Raw genomic sequence first — 18469 nt, 5'->3', positions numbered from 1 at the left:
CCCCTCGTTTCTTGATCGTAAGTTTAGCATAGGTTTAAACACAAGGAGCGTCAATCACTTGCACATCACGCTTGGAACCACTATGTTGAAAATAAGCAGATAGTGAGGGTGATTAAATGACATTAGAAAAATACCGTTTCGACGGAACTGGCACGTTTGACATTAAGGCATTCGCCACGGCACCACCAGATGAATTTAAGAACAAAAAGGACAAAATCAAAGAAGATATCGAGCATAACATCAAGACATTGTCGAAGGTGCAAGAACATCTAGCCGCGCAGAAGCAATACAGCGTTCTCATTATTTTTCAAGGGATGGATGCAGCCGGGAAAGACAGCATGATTGAGCACGTGATGTCTGGGATCAATCCCCAAGGCACGACGGTGGTATCGTTTAAGGTGCCTACTGAATTGGAATTAAGCCATGATTTTTTGTGGCGGATTCACAACGCCTTCCCGGCTGGCGGCGAATTAACCGTCTTCAATCGATCGCAATATGAAGAGGTGCTCGTCGATCGGGTGCATCCGGAATTACTGCTGAAAGAAAATCTCCCCGGCATCGATTCAGTTTCTGATGTGCACGATGACTTGTGGACAGAACGATTCAATGACATTAAGGCCCTTGAAGCATACGCTCGCCGCAACGGCATCCTACTTTTAAAGTTTTTCCTACACATTTCCAAAGCCGAGCAAAAAGGCCGCTTCCTTAAACGCATCGAAATTCCGGAGAAAAACTGGAAGTTCTCACTGGCCGATATTCGCGAGCGCCGCTACTGGGACGACTATCAAAAGGCTTACCAAGAAGCCATTCAGCACACTGCCACCAAGAAAAATCCGTGGTACATTATTCCGTCTGATGACAAATGGTACTCGCGCCTAGCCGTTTCGCAGATTATCAATCGCGAAGTGACCGCCCTGCCGCTAAAGTATCCGGTCATCTCGGAAGCGCAAAAACAAGGGCTGGTTCAGGCCGTGACAGATTTGAAAGATTAGATTTATTTTATTTGAAACTGTTTTAAACAAAAATACCTTCAACTTCATGACTTCCGAAGTTGAAGGTATTTTTATTGCGTTTCTCCCATGGCGTATCGCTGAATCGCAACCGCCGCGCCATCGTGATCATTATCAGGTACAACTGTTTTAATGACAGCTGACACTTGTGGCAAGGCATTGGCTAAGGTTACTCCTAGCCCAGCGGCCTGCAGCATGGGTAGATCGTTTTCACCATCGCCAAGCGCCATCGTTTCCGGTATCGGAACGTTGTACAGAGAGCTCAGGGTTTGCAAAGCCGATCTTTTCGAAACCCCTTGCCGCACTATTTCCAGATAAGTCGCCTTTGAGCGGCTGGCAACCAGCTGCCATTCCGGATGCGCCAAAATGATTTTCTCGGCACGATCCACCATAGACGGATCGCCCATGCATAGCATTTTCTGCACCGACAAGTTATCACGCAACATGTCCCGTATCGGTGCGGTTGTCGGCATTATATCAGTGATTGCGGCTTCCTGATCGGTCCATTTGTCAAAAGCAGCAACATACCAGTGCGTGCCACTGAATACATTCAAGCTTAAAGGAAGCGTCGATAAGGCGTGATAGACGCGGGGGCCAACTCCTTCCGGCCATGAGGTTGCCGCTAATATCCGAAATTGCTCACCTTCTGGCTGGCCAATCAAAGCATCGTTCAGACTGACCAGCGGCACTGCCAATCCCATTTGGCGGGCCAGCGCAGTCATCGCCAACGGAGGGCGTGCCGACGCCAAGACGAAAATCCCACCCGCATCAACATAAGCCTGAATTGCCTGCTTAACCCCCGCCGTCAGCTGATGTTGCGAATTCAGCAACGTCCCATCAATATCACTCAAAATCAAACGATAGCGCAAGAAAAAATCTCCCTTCCCGATCAGGATGAATCGGACATTTTCAAAAAGGTAACCGGAAACATCGCACCCTCATCATTTCAAGCGGCAACTGACCTTGTCAAGCACTATCTGCTATGCGCCGCTGGATGTAACGGATCATTCAGCGCAGGAATGCTCTCCCGAACCGTGAAGGCAAAGCCTAATGCCGCCAAAAGAATCAACCCCGTCGCACTGATGAAGAGCAGGCGATAACTGCTAGTGCCCTCAATAATCATCGCACCCAACAACGGTCCCAAAGCCCGGCCTGCGGAGGCAAATCCCTGAATCAGCCCTTGATAACGGCCTTGTTGCACAAGCGGCGTAAACAACGTCACATAAGTCGAAACCGCCGGCAACGCCAGAACTTCTCCTACCGTCAAAACGATCATCGCAATAATGAACGTCAGATAGGCACCGGATCCGTTCAATAAAATCAAAAACGATCCGGCAAACAAGATAAAGCCAACGACCAAGCGTAACCGAATATGTTTCAACAACCAGCGATCAAATGCTGTCAAAATCGGTTGGAACAACACAATCAATAACGCGTTGATGGTCCATAAGAAACTGTAATCCTTAATCGTGAGCCCTTCACTTAGCATAAAGGCAGAAATGTTACTTTGCCACTGTTCGTACATCAACCATGTTACGAATAACGTCACCATCAACATCACCAGACGTGGCCGCGCCGGATTCCGGCCTTCTTGAGCTACTTGCTTGGTGGCTGTGGTGATTGTCACCTTTTCAATGCGATAGTGCCAGAGTGCGACCCCCAAAAAGATGGCAAATAAGCCGGCCGCCAACGCAAAGACCATGGCAATGCCATAAGGTAAAACAAAGCCGACAATCAGAGTACCGATAACAAGGCCAAGGTTTGACGTAAAATAGAGCACATTAAACACAACACTCGGGCGCTTGTCCCGAATGCGCGTCGCATAAGAATTAATGGCTGTGGCTGTCACCCCGCTGCCTAAACCGGAGATGACTAACAGCAACGGATAGGCCGGCCAACCATGAAAGAATATCAGCAAAGCGGTTGCGCCAAGATTCAAGCCGATCCCGGCCAAAATGGTGCCATAAGGTTGCCAATGATCAAACAGCCAGCCGCCGAGACTATTGCCCACAACCATAAACGTCGAATTCAAAAACAAAACGATGCCAGCCACAGTCAGCGACTCACCCAAATATTCATGCATGTAAATCGTTGTTAACGGCCAAATCAGGCTAATACCCGTATTGGTAGTCAGTGATCCCAAAAACAACCACTTCATGGCCAAGGTCTTATGTTGCACAATACTCCCCCATTTCATGTCACTGCTACTGATGATAATGGAAACGAGCGGAAAATGGCAACACGAATGAGCAAATATTTAGGGGGTTATCATGGTTTGCCCAAAAATCTCAGGCACTAAGTTCCTTCCCGTGCCAAACTCCGCAATCTCCAGCCAGATCGGGGCTGGCGACCGCGAAGCTAGAGTGGTGGGCACGACTTTGAGCCCCATCTGGCCTACGATTGCTCCGCTTTGGCACTCATATATAGATAACCTCACTGAATTATCCCGTGGAAACAAAAAGTGAACATGCAGTATGTTCACTTTTTCATTGTGACTATGCTTTATGAACCAGTCTCTTTTGTTAATATATCTTCCAAACAACTTGTCAGAAGCAAGCGCGCTACCTGATCGTTTTAGTCGCGTGCTTTACGCCACCAAATCATGCCCGCAGTTGTCAAAATGAGCACGAAACCGAGTATCACAAGTCCGTTAACCACTTTTTCGCCTGCACGTGGCATCACGTTGTTGTCTCCGCGAACTTTGTTGGGCGACTTTTTGTCAGTAAAGGTCACTTTCTTCTGCTGCCCGGCTCCGCTATCTTGAGTTTCCAATCCGGTTACGGCCGCTTTTAGCACTTGAACCGCATGATCAATGACGGGTTGCGTTGCATTTTTATCAGCAAAAACCTGTTTGGCCGCAGCTAATGCCGCTTCCAGTTTTGTCCAGGAACTGGTGGTGTATCGCTTAGCATCGTATGCCAGGACTTGGTCAATCAGTTGCTGTAAAGCATCTTTATTGATTTTGACATTAGCTTTAACAAGCCCGGTAATGGCTGTCTGCAGTGTTTGCGCTGCTTGGTCTACCGCGGCTTGCGTAGCCTCCTGGTTCGTCAAAACCTGATTGGCCGCAGTCAACGCAACTTGGTATTTGCCCCACGAATCGCTGGTGTAATCATTGGCGGCATAGGCGGCGCCCAGGTTCACAAGTGACTGAAGCGCGGTTTTATCGACTTTCGCGGCTTGTAGCGGTTCAATTGTCACCTGAGCATCTTCAATCCCCGGCAATCCGGTCGTCAGGGTCAGTTGCTGCGCCTTTGCTGTTAACGGAATCGTGAAGTTGAATTTACCGCCGGCCCCGACATCAGCCGTAGCGACAACATGTCCTTGATCGTCTTTAACCGTCAGCGGCTCGCCGGTTTGCCAGTTACTATCCACAACCGTGCCCGACACAGTTGCGGTCTTTTTCGCTTGGTCATAAGCCACGTTATCGACCCGCACCTGTTTCGTTTCAAGCTGTGCGGCAGTTAAAAGTCCCAACTTACGTTTCAATGACAAAATCCGGAAAACATGCTGATCGATCGCCTGTTCCGAGAGCTGACCACTGGTGACGGCTTGGTGAATCTGCGGAATGGCCGTCGCATAATCATCATTCATGATGCAGTCATTCCCAGCTGCGACCGCCAGAACGTCGACCGGAACGTTGTTATGACTGGCCGCAAATTTAGTAATGGCGCCCATCCCCAGCGCATCAGTAATAATCAACCCTTTGTAACCAAGTTTGTCACGCAGAAGGTCAGTAACAACGCTCTTGGAAAGTGATGCCGGATAAACCGGATCAACGGATTGCATCACAATATGGGCAATCATAATTGAATCAACGCCAGCATCAATGCCTGCTTTAAAGGGCAGAAGATCCTCTTTTTCAAATGCTTCTTCCGATTTTGTCACAACAGCAAAATCAGTATGGGTGTCAACTGCCGAACCATAACCCGGAAAATGCTTAACGGTCGCTGCAATGCCGGTATTTTGCCAAGCAGGAACAACCTGTGAAATATAATCTGCTGTTGCCGTATAATCCTGACCGATCGTGCGTGGATAAATGAAACTATCGGTATCAGCCGTGCTGTCAGCGACCGGTGCATAATTCCAGTTAATGCCTAAATTCTTAAGTATCGTACCAACCTGCTGCGCTTCCTGGGTCACTTTTGCCATGCCGCCTTCAGCGAATAAAGCTTGCGGTGACGGAAAAGCGCGCCCATTTGCAATCAACGGGTTCTGACTCAATCGGGAAACACTGCCGCCTTCTTGGTCAACGCCGATCAGTAACGGTAACTTGGCACTGTCTTGAAAACTCTGCAGTTTATTCTTAAAAGCTGTTTGTGCCGCTTCCGGTGTTGATCCTTCGACACTTGTGAAATCAGCACCGTAAACGATTAAGCTGCCGAGATGATACTTCGCCACATCGGCACGTGCCTGCGCTGTGTCTTGCGGTGTCCGGGAAACAAACATCTGCCCGATTTTCTCATCAAGCGACATCTTGGAAATGTACTGGTTCAGTTCCGCGTCGCTAATCGGTTGGTCACCAGCAGCATGAGCGACTGAAGCACTTGAAGATAGACCAATTGATCCTAAAAGTAAGACGCCACATCCAAGTATGGACGCCACCCGTTTGCCAAACTTCTTCATGAAAGTCCTTCTCCTTCCACAAATCTCCCAACAACTACTTAACATCATATTCTTTATCAGGTGAGATGACTGCCAAGCGCTAATAACTGGTAGACTTGACAGTGCACTAAATCCGGTTATCTAGAGAATCATTAAGCACAGGCTCATTCTTTTCGGAAACTAGCAATTCCTAGTCATTTCTATTACTATACCGAAAGTTGAAGCGTTATTAATATTTTGTTATCCCCTCCCATTTAGTTTGCAAATACCAGCCATTAACGACAGTATAAGCGTATGCGCCATTGCTGATGGTGTCAAGCAATAATTGATTTAGAACTATTTAATTTTTAATGATAAGATAAGGCAATCACTATTAAAAAAGCCAATCTCAGATTGACGATTTTCGTCACTAAGATTGGCTTTCGCAAATACTTATGCGTTAAATACTTTATAAAAAACCTTACACCCGAAATTAATCGAGCGTCAAAGCCGTAATGCTCTCAATATGCTGCGTCTGAGGAAACATGTCCACCGGCTGCGTTTGCTTGGCGGTGTAACCGAATCCTGCCAACAATTGCAAATCCCGCGCCAATGTTGCGGGATTGCAAGAAACGTAAACGATCTTCGGCGGCTTCATGTAACCCACCGCATCAATGAAGCTCTTGTCCAAACCTTTACGCGGCGGGTCAACCATCAGGGCGTCTACCGGCAAGTCAGCGTCTTTCCATTTCTGAATCACATCTTCGGCCTTGCCAACTTCAAACGTCACATTTTTAATATGGTTTCGCGCGGCATTTGCCTGAGCATCGCGCACCGCTGATTCAACCACTTCAACGCCATAAACGTGTTTGGCATGACGCGCCATGGTGAGCGAAATGGTGCCGATACCGGAATAAGCATCAATGACCGTTTCTTTGCCAGTCAATCCCGCCGCTTCAATTGCTTGGGTATAAAGGACTTCGGTTTGAACCGGATTCACTTGGTAAAAACTAACCGGCGAAATCTGAAATTCGCTGCCTAATAGTTTATCCAAAAGATAATCCTGACCATAAATCGTTTTTGACTTGCGGCCAAGGATGACATTAGTCCGTTTATCGTTTAAATTCACCACAACGCTTGTGACTTCCGGCAACGCCAACGTAATTTCTTCGACAATATCTTTCAGGTGTGGCACCTGCCAAGTGCGCGATACCAAAACGATCATCATCTGGTGCGTCGCATGACCACGGCGAACCATAATGTTCCGAATAACGCCGCGGTTGGTCCGTTCGTCATACGCGGGAACCTGATACTTTCGTAAAAGATCCCGAACAACCACAATGGCGTGATCAATTTTAGGATCCTGAATCAGAAAATCTTCAATTGGTACCAGATCATGGCTGTGTTTTTTATAGAAGCCGGTTTGCAATTCACCATTGACCATACGCACTGGTACCTGTGCCTTGTTCCGGTAACCAAGCGGATGCTTCATGCCAATGGTGGGCAAAACATCAATCGCTAAGTGGGCTTTTTTATAAAGCTCTTCGATTTGGCGCTGTTTGAACTTCAGTTGCGCCGGATAAGCCAAAATCGACAGTGGCGCAATCCCTGTGCGAATATAAGCACCGTCTGCGCCCGCGACCCGATCCGGTGAGTCCGTTAGGCGTTTGGTCACCTTGGCAAAGCCATATTGTTTTTGAACTTTCAGCACGTGCACCTGCATTTTTTCGCCAGGTAAAGCATCCTCGATAAACAGTGGAAATCCAGCGACTTTTGCGACGCCCATGCCTTCATAAGTGAGATCCTGAATGGTAACTTCCAGATCCTGATTCTTGGTAACAGCTGGTTGGGCCAAATTAGTCATCCTTTTCATCTTGTGAGCCGATTTGACCATCACCATCAATATCACGATGCGAGATCGATTCGACTTCTGCCATGTAATCCTTTTGCTTCTGCGCATCCGTCCCAAGATTCTTGGTCGGGATTTCATCCAGATTAGCATACATCGCAATATGTTGCTTCAAATTAACAAATGTCATCGGTGCATCGCCGCCATATTCACCATCTAAGTTGATTTTAAGCGTCTCATTACCACCGGTTTTGACTTTCAGTTTTCTGGTCTTGGTATAAACAATGTTCGGGTCGTCGACATGCCGCCCGCCGTTAAACACCAACGCCATCAGCTTCAGTAAATTCGCCGTATTCGCCGTTTTGATGATAATCAGGGAAAATTTACCGTCACCCAAAGCAGCGTCAGGCACAATCTGTTCAAAGCCGCCAACCGAATTTGTCAAACCAAGAAAGAACATGCTGGCCGGACCGTCATAAACGCCGCCATCATACTCCAGCTTCATCGGCATCGTCCGAACAGCCGGCAGCATTTCCGCTCCTTTGATCACATAAGCAAAATAGCCAAAAATCGATTTAACTTCAGACGGCACTGAGTAGGTGAGCTCACTTAATAAGCCGCCTGCCGCGATATTCATGAAGTAATGATGGTTTGCCTGACCAATGTCCATCGCCAGGGTCTGCCCCTTTAAAATCACCCGCGCTGCTTCAACCGGGTCATCCCGGGAAATCCGCAGTGCCCGCGCATAGTCATTGGTGGTACCAGCAGGAATGATCGCCATCTTTGGTCGTTTCTTGGCTGGAGCGATGCCATTGACAACTTCATTAATCGTCCCATCACCACCGGCCGCGACAATCAGTTCAAAACCGGCTTCCGTGGCGCGTTTTGCTTCTTCGCGAGCAGAAAAAGGCTTCGGCGTTGTCTGAAACGTCGAGCTTTCATAACCTGCTTGCTCCATGATATCTAAAATGTCAGGAACGAAACGCTTTAGCCCTTCGTTGCCGGAGGTAGGGTTGTAAATCAAACGCGCTCGTTTTCTCATGGCTTATTGACTCTCCTTCAGTGCACAAGTTAACGCGCAATGCTGCGAACTTGTGGGTTCTCTTTATTCGGTTGGTACATGTCCAAATCTGGCAAAAATTTTTTTAGCTTAGCCTAAACCGGAAAAACGGCGGCCCCGTGACTCACTCCGGACCGCCGTCAATCTTTACCAATTGTATGCTTACTTGCTAATGGTTCACAAGTACTGAAACGAATTAGCGCTTCTTGATCTCTGCCATCAGAATTTGGTTGACGACTTTAGGATTGGCCTGACCATGCGTTTGCTTCATGATCTGACCCACAAGAAAGCCAATTGCCCGGTCCTTACCAGCTTTAAAGTCATCAATACTTTGCTGGTTATCATCCAACACTGCTGTGATAATCGGGGTTAGTTTAGCCGGATCAGACAGTTGAATCAAGCCTTTTTCGCGAACCCAATGATCAGGATCGTTATCATGTTGGATAATTTCTTTGAAGACTTTCTTAGCCATCTTGCTGGAAATCGTACCGTCACCGATTAACTTGATCATCCCTGCCAAATGCTCCGGAGTCAGCGCAACTTGGCCTAATTCCATGTGCTTGGCGTTCAAGTAGCCAGAAACTTCGCCCATCAGCCAGTTGGACACCTGCTTGGCATCAGCGCCTTGCGCCACGGTGGCTTCAAAGAAGTCTGACATTTCCTTGGTCTGAGTCAAAACGCCGGCATCATATGCTGGAATGCCCCAGTCTTGGATGTAATGCTCACGTCGTTCTGCCGGTGGTCGCGGCAACGATGCCTGAACCTCGTCAATCCACTGTTGTGATACCGTGACAGGTGGTAAATCCGGTTCCGGGAAGTACCGATAATCATCGGCGCCTTCTTTGACCCGCATCAAAATGGTCTCTTTTGCATCCGGATCCCAACGCCGGGTTTCCTGACGCACTTCACCACCACTAAGCAACACCGACTGCTGGCGCTTTTCTTCAAATGCCAGCCCATCGCGAACATGAACAAAGGAGTTCAGGTTCTTGATTTCGGTTTTAGTGCCAAGATATTTTTGCCCGATTGGCCGAATGGAAAGGTTGGTGTCGACACGCATGGAGCCTTCTTCCATTTTAACATCGGATGCACCGGTAAACTGCACAATCTGGCGAAGCGTTTCAAGATAGGCATACGCTTCTTCCGGACTGGTGATATCCGGCTTAGAGACGATTTCGACCAGTGGTGTGCCTTGCCGGTTCAAGTCAACATAGGAATAGCCGTCATCTTCGTGCTGGTTTTTACCGGCATCTTCTTCAACGTGCAGTTCCGCAATGCCGACTTTTTTCTTCTTGCCGTTGACCTCAATCTCAACCCAACCGTTTGTCCCAAGCGGTTTCTCACTTTGGGTAATCTGATATGCTTTTGGGTTATCCGGATAAAAATAGTTCTTTCGATCAAAATGAGTCTCGCGGGTCACATCCGCGTGCAATGCTAAGGCGACCATAATGCCAAGTTGGTAAGCGCCGCGGTTAATACTCGGCAAGACGCCTGGGAAGCCCCAATCAATGACATTGGTTTCGGTATTAGGTTCCTGACCATAAGTCACCGGTGCTGGCGAGAACATTTTTGACTTAGTTTTTAATTCAACGTGGACTTCAAGCCCGATTGTCGTTTCAAAATTCATCTTATTTGCCTCCCGGGATCTGTGCTAAGTAGTCGTTTTGCGCTTCAAAAGCTGCGGCAACTTGGAAGATCGTGCTTTCGGCAAAAGGCTTGCCAATGAGTTGCAACCCAACCGGCATCCCATCAACAAAGCCTGCCGGTACGGAGGCCGCCGGTAACCCGGCTAAATTAATCGGGATTGTCAAAATATCATTCATGTACATCGTGACCGGATCGGTAACTTTTTCGCCAATCTTAAAGGCAACCGTTGGCGTCGTTGGCCCAATGATTAAATCATAATCGTTGAAGACTTTTTCAAAGTCGCGTGTGATCAAGGTTCGTACCTGACCGGCTTTTTTGAAGTAGGCATCGTAAAAGCCTGCAGACAGACTAAAGGTGCCCAGCATAATCCGCCGTTTAACTTCTGGTCCAAAGCCTTCGGAACGGGAACGAACATAAACGTCTTCGATATTGTGGACGTCCTTGGCGCGGAACCCATAACGAATCCCGTCAAATCGCTGCAAGTTCGAACTAGCTTCAGAACTGGCGATGATGTAATAAGCTGGGACAGCGTATTGGGTGTGCGGCAGTGAAACTTCCGTCACCGTGGCGCCCAAGTCTTCAAGCTGTTTGGCCGCCGCTTTAATCTTGTCAGCAACTGCCGGATCGACCCCTTTACCTAAGTATTCCTTAGGCAGTGCAATCTTCATACCTTTGATCGCCTGGCCAATCTTTTCGGTATAGTCAGGAACCGGCGTGTCAGCGGTCGTACTATCCCGTTCGTCGTGGCCGGCAATCACATTCAGAACCTGCGCCGCGTCTTTAACGTTACGAGTCAGCGTCCCAATTTGATCAAGGCTTGAGCTGAAGGCAATAAGCCCCCACCGGGAAACCCGGCCGTATGTCGGCTTGAACCCGACAATCCCGTTAAAAGCGGCCGGTTGACGAATCGAGCCACCGGTATCACTACCCAAAGCAGCAACCACTTCTCCAGCAGCAACAGCAGCCGCGGAACCGCCTGAAGAACCACCCGGAACGCGCGTATAATCCCACGCATTTTTGGTTGTCTTAAAAGCCGAGTTTTCGGTTGAAGAGCCCATCGCAAACTCGTCCAGATTGGTTTTTCCAACATTGATCGCACCTGCTGCTGCGAGTTTTTCGACAACGGTTGCATTATAGATCGGATTAAAGTTAGCCAGAATCTTGGAGGCTGCAGTTGTCGCCACACCCTTGGTCACGATGTTGTCTTTGATGGCAATCGGGACCCCGGATAACGGTTGGTCTGCATCAATTCCGGCAGCATCCACAGCAGCTGCCTGCTTTTTGGCTCCATCTGCATTGATGGCAAGAAAAGCCGCAACATCCGGGTCGATTTTGTCAATGCCGGCTAATGTCTCGTCAACTAATTGCTGACTGGTTAACTTACCAGTACGCAACTGTTCATGAAGCTGATCGAGACTGGTCTTAAAGTAATCCACGCGTTAATCGTCCTCCTTATCAATAATCGCCGGCACTTGGATCAAGGTACCCTTCTTGGTCGGAACATTCTTGAGCAATTCGGCAACCGGTTCCGCTGGCTTGGCAACATCCGGACGCATTACGTTCGCCAGATGAATACTTTGCGTGGTGACCGGTACATCTTTGGTCGAAACCTGCTCCAACTGTTCGACCATATCCAGAATCTCCGCAAGCTGATCGGTGTACTTCTCCAAATCAGCTTCAGAAAATTGCAGCTTAGCCAGACCGGCCACATGCGCAACACTGTCTTTTGAAATCATGCAATCCCCGCTTTCATTTTCTTTTTCATTCGTAGTTTACCATAAGATTGCCTCAATAACTCCCAAATACATGAGTATAAAAGCCTTTGTCACCGGAACTGCGCGAAACAAACGCCTGGATGCCTTGGGTACTTTGAATGGTAATTTCAATCGGCACGCCTGAAGGAAGGTATTTGCTGGCAGCAGTTGAAATATACTGGGTAAAGCTCTGAATTTCGGTCAACCCATAGAACTGGGTATTAACGGTGATATTCAGGCCAGCTAGGTTGCCATCTTCATAATGTGCCTGAGCGGTAATCCCCGCCAATGTCGGGAAGAACCCTTTTACCTGATTCGTAAAACTGGAAAAATCATTTGAAACGGTACTGTTAATCGCCTTGTGATCGCCGACTACCGGCAAAACCTCATTTTGCTGATTAAGTTTCTTCCATGAACCGATATCGGTGCCGTTTTTACTGGTGGCATGTTCGACATAAACACCGCCGACCAGACTATCCTGTTCCGCATTTTTATAAATGCCGACCACAATTGGAATATCATCCGGCACTTTTTCCATTTTGCGTAAACGGGCGACGACTTTTGCCGCAATCGCTTCGCCTTGCTTTTTGATGGTTTCATCGGAGATTTCTGTCTGATATTGGGCGCCATATTCCGTCTTGGTATAATAGTCGACCTTGTTCATGCCTAACGCAATCGCAATCCCGCCTAACTTCATGCTATTGCCATCCTGCAGCATGAAATCCTGCTCCAAAATTTGCTGCAAGTAAATGGGATTACGGGTATCAGGATCCTTTTTCCCATTATCAGGCGGATTTAGGCCTTCAGCATTGGATTTTGATTCACGTTTCAGCCAACTTCTGGCGGTGGCGGTGCTTAAGAGCTGCCCTTCTTCAAAAGAATACTTATCAGTCGGGAACTGGTTCTTGGCTAACGTCTGCAAGCCACTTTCCATACTCTTGATATTGAAGGTGTTGTCGCCTTGGTCATTTTGCTGCAGCGTCAAACCACGTGCACTGCTCGTCTGATAACGGCCGTTCTTGATAACCCCTTGATACATACTGTTATCAACTGTCCCCGTTGTCTGGTAGCTTCCTGTTTTAGTGCCGCCTGTACTGCTGCTATTACTGTCTAGATTCAACTTGCCACACGCTGCTAGCAGCATAATCGCACCGGTCAGTAAGGTTAACGTCAAAAATTTCTTCATTGATGAAGTTCCTCAATTCTTCAAGTTCGCCAACAATTCTGTTTCATCCATCGTCGGAACATTTAATTTCTGGGCTTTCGTCAGCTTACTGCCAGCTGCTTCACCGACAATCACCAAATCCGTTTTCTTTGAAACCGATCCGGTAACTTTGGCGCCTAATTTTTCAAGCTGTTTCGTCAGATCCGGGCGGGAAAACTCTGCAAATTTACCTGTGATGACCACGGTTTTCCCGGAAACAAAGCTATCTTTTACCGCGGACTGCGTCGGACCGGTATAACGTAGGTTGACTCCTGCAGAACGCAATTGATCGATCAGCTTTCGTACCGTATCAGTCTTGAAATAGGTCACAACGGCTTCGGCAATAGTCGGCCCAATATTAGGAATCTCCGCAATGTCTTCCTGACTGGCAGCCATCAGGTGATCCAAGTCGCCAAAATGTTCCGCAAGAATTCGCGCGGCTTTCCCGCCAACGTGACGAATCCCCAATCCAAAGATTAGGCGTTCCACGGAATTTTGCCGACTGTTATGAATCGCACTTAATAAATTATTAATTGATTTTTCTTTGAATTTGTCCAGCTGAGCCAGATCGGTTGCAGTCAGGCGGTAGAGATCGGCGACATCCCGCACCAGGTGTTTGGCCTGCAGCTGCGCAATGATTTTAGGACCCAACCCGTCAATGTTCATGGCGTTACGCGAAGCAAAATGCGTCAGCTGCTCCTGCATTTGTGCCGGACACATCGGATTAATGCACCGCAACGCCACTTCATCATCGAGGTGCACTAGTTTCTGACCGCACGACGGACATTTTTCCGGAATTGGTGTCGGTGGCGTATTCGCCGGGCGTTTGGCAACCAGCACCCGCGAAACTTCCGGAATAATGTCGCCAGCTTTATGCAGCATGACCGTATCGCCAATCCGGATATCTTTATCATGAATCATGTCCGCATTGTGCAGGGTTGCCCGCGAAACCGTCGTCCCCGCAAGTTGAACCGGATCCATCACCGCGGTTGGCGTGACAACACCGGTTCGACCGACTGTCCAGACGATTTCATGGATCACTGTCTCGGCTTCTTCAGGCGGAAACTTATACGCAATTTCCCACCGCGGCACTTTAACGGTATTACCTAACTGGGCTTGCAGCGCCAAATCATTGACCTTTAAAACAATCCCGTCAATTCCGTACGGCAACGCATCGCGATCGCTTGTGTACTTAGTAATGTACGCATCAATCGCCTGCATATCACTGGCAACTTCTGAACTGGGATTGGTGGTAAAGCCCAAGTCATGCATAAACGCAATCGCTTCATGTTGCGTTTTCACGTTAAACCGTTCAGGATCAATCAACGTGTAAATGAACGTGTCCAGTTCCCGACCGGCCGTGACGCGCGGATTCAGCTGACGCAAGGAGCCCGCGGCCGCATTACGCGGATTGGCGAATGGCGGATTGCCTTCAGTTTCCTGCCGGGCATTCAATTTGGCAAACGCCGCTTTAGGCATATAGCATTCACCGCGTACTTCGAGTGACAACGGCTCCTTCAGGGTTTTCGGCACCGAGTCGATGGTCAACACATTCTTGGTCACATCTTCGCCAATGTTACCATCGCCGCGCGTCGAACCTTGGACCAATTTGCCATCTTCATAAATAAGCGATAAGGCAAGTCCGTCGATTTTTAACTCCACATTGTAATCAACCGGATGCCCAACATTAGCCTGCATGCGCGCATCCCATTCGCTAAGTTCTTCAAATGAAAAGACATCGCCCATCGACAACATAGGGATCGGATGCTGAACTTTGGCAAAATCCGAGTTGATCACATCGCCAACCTGTTGCGTCGGCGAATCGGGGGTGACCAGTTTAGGAAATGCCGCTTCTAACGCCTGCAAGTCACGATAATGATCGTCATAAACATTATCCGTTACGGTCGGTGCGTCTTTGGTGTAATACTCCAGACGCCATTGATTTAATTGCTTGCGCAGCTTGGCGACTTCCGCCTCGGCTTCTTCAAGCGTAAATTGAGCAGCTGGTTTTGTTAACACGGCGAGCCTCCTTGAACACCATACTTCATCCTCACGAGCCTATCATTAAGATTCAATTTTCTTGATCGGGGCAAACGCGGCTAGCAACCGCTTGATGCCCATCGCTTTAAAGGCAATGTCCAATTCTTGATCATCGCCCGTTCCGGTGACCTTGACGACGGTACCCGTTCCCCACTTACGATGCGTCACCTTGTCGCCAGCTTCCCAACTGGTTTTCCCTGCGCCGGTTGTCGGTACCGGTTTAACCGTCACCGGCGTTGCGGCGGTCTCGGCATGGCGGCTATACGGCGAACTAAATGCCCGATCGGTCCGGTTAATAAACGGAATATCGCTTTTCGGCTGATTGCCGCCAACGACTTCAAGCAAGTCCGGATCGATTTCTTCAATAAAACGACTAGCCGGATTATTTTGTCGCTGGCCGTATAGCATTCGGGCATAGGCATTGGACAGATACAGCTTCTGCTTGGCGCGCGTGATGCCGACGTATGCGAGACGCCGCTCTTCCTCAAGCTCGCCTTCGTCCATAGCCGCCCGACTCAGCGGGAAGAGTCCTTCTTCCATGCCAACCAAAAAGACAACCGGAAATTCCAGTCCTTTAGCCGCATGCAACGTCATTAAGGTAACTTCCTGGGCATCTTCTTCTACTTCGTCCTGATCCGACAGCAGCGCCAACTCAGCCAGAAAGTCGACGAAAATATCGCTGTCCTCATTTTCCGGCTGATAGCGTTCGTCAAATCCTTGCGTCACCGATAGCAGTTCTTCAAGGTTTTCAATCCGAGTATCGGCTTCCATCGTGTGTGCTGCCCGCAACGCATCCAGATAGCCACTTTCATCCAGAATAGCCTGCATCATGTCCGTAACATTCAAATCTTTGCGGCGGGTGCCGAGTTCCTGAATCATTTTGCCAAACTTCGCCAGATTACCGCGCGCTTTGCCAGAAATGGGACTGAGTTCGGCATTGGCTGCTGCTTCCAACAACGACCACCCGTGCTGGCTGGCAAATGCTTCCAGCTTTTCGACACTGGTATTGCCAATGCCACGCTTAGGTTCGTTAACAATCCGCGTGAAGCTCATATCATCTGCAGGATTGACAACTAAACGAAAATACGCAAGCGCATCCCGAATTTCCTTACGATCGTAGAATTTGTGGCCGCCTACCATTTTGTAAGGAATATTGGACTTGACGAATGCTTCTTCAATCGCACGCGACTGGGCATTTGTTCGATACAAAATCGCAAAATCACCATAGTGGCGATGATGCTCGGCCATTTCTTCTTCGATACGTCGAATGACGAAAATCGCCTCGTCAGTTTCACTTTGGGCGCGATAATACGTGATTTTGTCACCTTTGCCATTCTCGGTCCACAACGTCTTCACCTGCCGATTCAGATTATTCTTAATCACGTCATTGGCCGCACTTAAAATGGTCTTCGTGGAGCGATAATTCTGCTCAAGTAAAATCACACGGGCCTTAGGGAAATCCTTTTTAAAATCCAAAATGTTCTGCATGTTGGCACCACGCCAGCCGTAAATGCTCTGATCCGCATCCCCGACAACGCAAAGATTGTGGTAACCTTCTGCCAGCATGTGCACGAGTCGATACTGGGCCTCGTTCGTATCCTGATACTCATCAACGTGAATATAACGGAACTTACGTTGATAAAACGCCAGTGTCTCTTTGTCCTTTTCAAATAACACGATGGTTTGCATGATCAGATCGTCAAAATCCAACGCCTGATCGCTACGGAGCCGTTTTTGATACTCCGCATAAACTTCCGCGACAATTTTGGTAAAGGGACTATTAGCCTGTTCGTCTGCATACGTCTGCGGATCGATCAAATCATTTTTGGCATTCGAAATGGCCCCCAGGATTGACTTGGGGTCGTAGCGTTTGGGATCCAAATTGAAATCCGCCAGAATGTGTTTAACCAACGTCAGCTGTTCAGCTGGATCGGCAATTGTAAAGGCGCGATTATAGCCAAGTTTGTCGATATCTCGCCGTAAAATTCGGACGCAAAGTGCATGGAAGGTCGAGACCCAGATATCCCGGGCAATTTCGGGATCAACGAGTTTCCCTACCCGTTCACGCATCTCACGAGCCGCTTTATTCGTGAAGGTGATGGCAAGGATGTTCCATGGATTAACGTTTTTTTCTTCTACCAAATAAGCAATCCGGTGCGTTAACACCCGGGTCTTGCCGGAGCCGGCACCTGCCATAATTAAAACCGGTCCTTCGGTGGCCAGTACTGCCTCAGCCTGCTTATCGTTCATACCCTTTAATGCGGCATCCATTACCATTTAACGAATCGTCCTTTCAGAAAAACCAAGTGAAAAATTCCTTGACCTATTGTACCAAACTTTGGGCCTAAGCGTGAGTGCCGGCAAGATACGATATCAGCCAAAACAGGCGGTATTTAATGCTTACTTTAGATTCTCGCTTGTCCTGAAATTTCCGTCATTCGTTGTTATTGCATATTCATTGCGTTGACAGGTCACTCTGATACACTTAAAGAAAGCAGTCAGAGAAACAGTGATTCAAAAAAGGTGGTTCTATGAAAAAAGTTTGGGTGGGGTTGGGACTTTTATTATTACTGTTGGCCGCCGGTTGCGGTGTTCAACGGCATGCAACTAAATCCAGTCGCGCATCGACATCCGCAAGTTCGCGCCAAGTAAGTGCTTCACAGAAGGCATCATCGGTACCAAAGACGCCGTTAGCTAAATTGAAGGCTCGCTCAAAAGATACATTGGTTTATGCACCTTTTGGCGACAGCCTTTCTGTCGGGCTTTTTGCAGATAAAAAAGCCAGTCGCTTCACTTCGCTTTTTGCTCAGCAGTTGGGGCAATTAACCGGCAAAACCGTTACTGAGGCAGGCATTGCCGAAGTCGGTAAAACTGCCACGAATCTCGGCGTCCCGGCGTTGTCAAGCTTAGTGGCGCAGCAGCCGGACGTAGTGACGATCGAGTTTGGCACCAATGATGCTGTGGGAGGCGCGTCCACCTCAGCGCTCAGTGCTTACCGCCAAGCCCTCACAACCATTGTGACAACGCTGCAAGAAAAGACCACCGCCCAATTGATCCTCATGACAACTTGGTCGCCGAACAACGGGCCGTATGCCGCCGCGGATTTGCAATTTGACGCTGTTGTCAAAGAGATCGGCCGTTCTCACCATGTGCCGGTGGCTGACTTGGCGACGATCTGGCAAGGCCATGATGATGTAACCGGCCCGGCTGGCACCGCCATTCCCGACTTTGCGGCTAATGGTCCGCGCGACACGTTTCATCCTAATCAAAAGGGGCATGATCAAATCGCTGCCCTACTCATCAAAACTTTGGAGGAATGAT

At 48.6% G+C, this 18469-nt stretch carries 13 protein-coding genes; 2 read left to right on the top strand and 11 right to left on the bottom strand.

Going from position 1 to position 18469, the window contains the following annotated elements:
* Positions 1-116 precede the first annotated feature (116 nt).
* Complete coding sequence (locus tag LBCZ_RS04980; protein WP_025012949.1) at positions 117-992, top strand: PPK2 family polyphosphate kinase; 876 nt, start codon at positions 117-119, stop codon at positions 990-992.
* A 71-nt stretch (positions 993-1063) separates the two neighbouring features.
* Here the strand turns inward: LBCZ_RS04980 and LBCZ_RS04975 are convergent, their stop codons facing one another.
* The 11 genes from LBCZ_RS04975 to pcrA all read right to left on the bottom strand — a co-directional run bounded on the left by LBCZ_RS04975 (position 1064) and on the right by pcrA (position 17425).
* The gene (locus tag LBCZ_RS04975; protein WP_025012948.1) at positions 1064-1879 is read right to left on the bottom strand and encodes a Cof-type HAD-IIB family hydrolase; all 816 of its coding nucleotides are present in this window, start codon (positions 1877-1879) and stop codon (positions 1064-1066) included.
* A gap of 104 nt (positions 1880-1983) precedes the next feature.
* Entirely contained in the window at positions 1984-3207 is a 1224-nt protein-coding gene (locus LBCZ_RS04970; protein ID WP_191995894.1) for an MDR family MFS transporter, read from the bottom strand.
* Positions 3208-3584: 377 nt separating this feature from the next.
* Positions 3585-5636: a glycoside hydrolase family 3 N-terminal domain-containing protein gene (locus tag LBCZ_RS04965; RefSeq protein WP_025012946.1), complete on the bottom strand. Its 2052-nt coding sequence runs from the start codon at positions 5634-5636 to the stop codon at positions 3585-3587.
* A 451-nt stretch (positions 5637-6087) separates the two neighbouring features.
* Positions 6088-7458: a 23S rRNA (uracil(1939)-C(5))-methyltransferase RlmD gene (gene rlmD / locus LBCZ_RS04960; protein WP_318530836.1), complete on the bottom strand. Its 1371-nt coding sequence runs from the start codon at positions 7456-7458 to the stop codon at positions 6088-6090.
* The gene (locus LBCZ_RS04955) at positions 7451-8485 is read right to left on the bottom strand and encodes a diacylglycerol kinase (protein ID WP_025012945.1); all 1035 of its coding nucleotides are present in this window, start codon (positions 8483-8485) and stop codon (positions 7451-7453) included. The genes rlmD and LBCZ_RS04955 overlap by 8 nt, the downstream gene beginning before the upstream one ends.
* 214 nt (positions 8486-8699) lie before the next feature.
* Entirely contained in the window at positions 8700-10130 is a 1431-nt protein-coding gene (gene gatB, locus LBCZ_RS04950) for an Asp-tRNA(Asn)/Glu-tRNA(Gln) amidotransferase subunit GatB (RefSeq protein WP_025012944.1), read from the bottom strand.
* Position 10131: 1 nt separating this feature from the next.
* Entirely contained in the window at positions 10132-11586 is a 1455-nt protein-coding gene (gene gatA, locus LBCZ_RS04945) for an Asp-tRNA(Asn)/Glu-tRNA(Gln) amidotransferase subunit GatA (RefSeq protein ID WP_025012943.1), read from the bottom strand.
* Positions 11587-11589: 3 nt separating this feature from the next.
* Positions 11590-11886, bottom strand: a complete 297-nt coding sequence (gene gatC, locus LBCZ_RS04940) for an Asp-tRNA(Asn)/Glu-tRNA(Gln) amidotransferase subunit GatC (protein ID WP_010489145.1) — start codon at positions 11884-11886, stop codon at positions 11590-11592.
* A gap of 52 nt (positions 11887-11938) precedes the next feature.
* Complete coding sequence (locus LBCZ_RS04935) at positions 11939-13090, bottom strand: CamS family sex pheromone protein (RefSeq protein WP_025012942.1); 1152 nt, start codon at positions 13088-13090, stop codon at positions 11939-11941.
* Positions 13091-13102: 12 nt separating this feature from the next.
* Positions 13103-15127 carry an NAD-dependent DNA ligase LigA gene (gene ligA, locus LBCZ_RS04930; RefSeq protein ID WP_039638883.1) on the bottom strand — a complete coding sequence of 675 codons (2025 nt, stop codon included), beginning with the start codon at positions 15125-15127 and terminating at the stop codon, positions 13103-13105.
* A 45-nt stretch (positions 15128-15172) separates the two neighbouring features.
* A complete protein-coding gene (gene pcrA, locus LBCZ_RS04925; RefSeq protein WP_025012941.1) occupies positions 15173-17425 on the bottom strand; it encodes a DNA helicase PcrA in 2253 nt (750 codons plus the stop codon).
* A 254-nt stretch (positions 17426-17679) separates the two neighbouring features.
* Between pcrA and LBCZ_RS04920 the strand changes: the two genes are divergently transcribed.
* Positions 17680-18468 carry an SGNH/GDSL hydrolase family protein gene (locus tag LBCZ_RS04920; RefSeq protein WP_025012940.1) on the top strand — a complete coding sequence of 263 codons (789 nt, stop codon included), beginning with the start codon at positions 17680-17682 and terminating at the stop codon, positions 18466-18468.
* The last annotated feature ends 1 nt before the right edge of the window (position 18469 follow it).

Origin of the sequence: Lacticaseibacillus casei DSM 20011 = JCM 1134 = ATCC 393, from assembly GCF_000829055.1 — a bacterium.
GTDB lineage: Bacteria > Bacillota > Bacilli > Lactobacillales > Lactobacillaceae > Lacticaseibacillus > Lacticaseibacillus casei.
This window is presented reverse-complemented; position numbering and strand designations above follow the sequence as displayed.

What these genes read in the sequence shown, in the direction of transcription:
- LBCZ_RS04980 (WP_025012949.1), top strand. Translation starts at nt 117, where the DNA reads ATGACATTAGAAAAATACCGTTTCGACGGAACTGGCACGTTTGACATT.
- LBCZ_RS04970 (WP_191995894.1), bottom strand. Translation starts at nt 3,207, where the DNA reads ATGAAATGGGGGAGTATTGTGCAACATAAGACCTTGGCCATGAAGTGG.
- LBCZ_RS04965 (WP_025012946.1), bottom strand. Translation starts at nt 5,636, where the DNA reads ATGAAGAAGTTTGGCAAACGGGTGGCGTCCATACTTGGATGTGGCGTC.
- rlmD (WP_318530836.1), bottom strand. Translation starts at nt 7,458, where the DNA reads ATGACTAATTTGGCCCAACCAGCTGTTACCAAGAATCAGGATCTGGAA.
- LBCZ_RS04955 (WP_025012945.1), bottom strand. Translation starts at nt 8,485, where the DNA reads ATGAGAAAACGAGCGCGTTTGATTTACAACCCTACCTCCGGCAACGAA.
- gatB (WP_025012944.1), bottom strand. Translation starts at nt 10,130, where the DNA reads ATGAATTTTGAAACGACAATCGGGCTTGAAGTCCACGTTGAATTAAAA.
- gatC (WP_010489145.1), bottom strand. Translation starts at nt 11,886, where the DNA reads ATGATTTCAAAAGACAGTGTTGCGCATGTGGCCGGTCTGGCTAAGCTG.
- LBCZ_RS04935 (WP_025012942.1), bottom strand. Translation starts at nt 13,090, where the DNA reads ATGAAGAAATTTTTGACGTTAACCTTACTGACCGGTGCGATTATGCTG.
- pcrA (WP_025012941.1), bottom strand. Translation starts at nt 17,425, where the DNA reads ATGGTAATGGATGCCGCATTAAAGGGTATGAACGATAAGCAGGCTGAG.
- LBCZ_RS04920 (WP_025012940.1), top strand. Translation starts at nt 17,680, where the DNA reads ATGAAAAAAGTTTGGGTGGGGTTGGGACTTTTATTATTACTGTTGGCC.